This is a genomic window from Leisingera sp. F5 (assembly GCF_001593695.1).
The window spans coordinates 1-2,052 of record NZ_LUKH01000591.1 but is presented as its reverse complement, the minus strand read 5'-3'; the positions used below and the strand labels follow the sequence as shown (position 1 = coordinate 2,052).

The 2,052-nt window shown below is 61.4% G+C and carries 3 protein-coding genes; all 3 read right to left on the bottom strand.

What is annotated here, in order from left to right:
- The coding region (gene rlmN / locus A2I95_RS33625) for a 23S rRNA (adenine(2503)-C(2))-methyltransferase RlmN (RefSeq protein WP_291736806.1) at positions 1 to 1,030 on the bottom strand (1,030 nt) is incomplete at its 3' end.
- A gap of 109 nt (positions 1,031 to 1,139) precedes the next feature.
- The gene (locus tag A2I95_RS33620; protein ID WP_367153191.1) at positions 1,140 to 1,535 is read right to left on the bottom strand and encodes a lysozyme inhibitor LprI family protein; all 396 of its coding nucleotides are present in this window, start codon (positions 1,533 to 1,535) and stop codon (positions 1,140 to 1,142) included.
- Between the two features lie 102 nt (positions 1,536 to 1,637).
- Positions 1,638 to 2,052: invasion associated locus B family protein (locus A2I95_RS33615; RefSeq protein WP_291736803.1), on the bottom strand; the 415-nt coding region annotated here is incomplete at its 5' end.

The window sequence follows — 2,052 nt, the reverse complement described above, 5'->3', positions numbered from 1 at the left end:
GGATGCGGTTGTTCGAGGACCGCCTGTAGGGGCTGCCGGGCCATTCGTTGAACGGGATCAGGTTGATCTTGGCCGGGATGTTGTAGCGCTTGATGTGCTCGATCAGCCGGTGCGCGTCCGCGTCAGTGTCATTGACCCCGTCCAGCATCACATATTCAAATGTGATCCGCTCGGAGTTCGACACTTTGGGGTAATCCGCAAGTGCCTGCAGCAGCTCGTCAATATTCCAGCGCTTGTTGATCGGCACCAGCTTGTCGCGGATCTCGTTGGTGGTGGCGTGGAAGGAAATCGCCAGCAGACAGCCGATTTCTTCGGCAGTGCGGGCAATCTCCGGCACCACGCCTGAGGTCGACAGGGTAATCCGGCGGCGGCTGAGCGAGATGCCCTCAGGATCCATCGCAATCTTCATCGCGTCGCGGACGTTGTCGAAGTTGTACAGCGGCTCCCCCATGCCCATCAGAACGATGTTCGACAACAGGCGGGTTTCATCCTTGGGCGCGCCAGGCACCGGCCATTCCTCCAGATCGTCGCGCGCCATCATCACCTGGCCGACAATCTCGGCCGGGGTCAGGTTGCGCACCAGCTTCTGGGTGCCGGTGTGGCAGAACGAGCAGGTCAGGGTGCAGCCCACTTGGGACGAGATGCACAGCGTGCCGCGGCCGTCTTCGGGGATATAGACCACCTCGACTTCATGCCCGCCGGCGATCCGCACCAGATATTTGCGGGTGCCGTCGGTGGAGACCTGCTTACTCACCACTTCCGGGATGCGGACTTCGAAGGTGTCTGCCAGGTCTGCGCGGTAGGCTTTGGCCAGGTTGGTCATATCCGCGAAGTCGCGCTTGCCCCACTGGTAGATCCACTGCCAGATCTGTCCGACACGCATCTTGGCCTGTTTTTCCGGTGTGCCGTGTTCGATTAACACCTCGCGCATGCGCTCGCGGGTGAGGCCGACAAGGTTGATCTTGCCGCCTTCGGGATCCTTGCGGGGCAGGGTCAATACGTCCTGGGTAATCGGCGCGCTGGCGGTCATGGGCTTTAGCCTCGGTGCTGGTGGGCGGATGCGGCTCTATATAGGATTCCCGCGAAAGATCAAAAGGAATCCTTGAACGCATATTTCAGACCGCCGCACTGACCAGTGCCTATCTGGAAAACCGCACCAGCTCCTCGACCCGGGCGCGTCCCAAGGTCGTCCAGCACGCCCGCGTTGCAATTCCGGCGTCTTCACGCACTGCATGGGCTTCGCCGGCAAAGGCGCAATGCGCGCCCCGGAACGCTTCCCATGCGGTTTGGCTCTCAATCAGTGTAGCTTCAACGGCAGTCCCGCCATTGGTGTTGTCACGCTCTGCAGCGGCGACCATTGCGGCTTCCAACGCGTTGAGCAGTGCGGCTTCCACTCCCTCTTCATCATCCGCCACGCAGGAACCGACTTCCTCACGGCTTCCCGCGCCGCATTCCAGCGCCGGATTGGCAAAAGCAGGCGGGAAAAGCAGCGCAACTGCAAGGCAAGCGCACGGGAGACTGGCTGAGTTCGGCATGGCAGGCACCTCCTGCTTCCCATGCTAGGCCGCTTGCGGGCTTCAAACAAGAAAACCCCGGCGCGAGCCGAGGTTTGGTGTGTTTCCGCTAGGCAGCAGATATTACTTGCTGCAGCGTTTTTCCGCGTCTTCCAAGGCGGCCGTGAATCCCAGCAGCGAGAAGCTGTCTTTGGTTTGGGTGCCCCGGGCAGATCGCGCGGTCAGCACCGCATTTGCGCCGCGCTTCATGGCGGTGACAATCTTGGCGTCGTCCGCAGGTGTGGCCGGCCAGGCCCATTCGCCCTCGGTGAACAGTTCAAATTCGGACTCGCCAATGGCCATGTTCACGGTGGATCCCGGCGCAAACGGATAGCCGCCGGTAAAGCTGACTTCGCCTTTGGGGGTGTCGCTGCTGCGGAAGGTGACAAACAGCTGGATTTCGCTGCGGCGCACCGCCACGACGCGGCCGTCGCGGGTGTTCACGGTTTCCTTTGGTGCGGAAACCCCCCAGCATTCATTCGGATTGTCGCCTTCAAAG

Bases quoted from the DNA above. Each gene is read 5' to 3' on its own strand.
- A2I95_RS33620 (WP_367153191.1), bottom strand. From the start codon at position 1,535: ATGCCGAACTCAGCCAGTCTCCCGTGCGCTTGCCTTGCAGTTGCGCTG.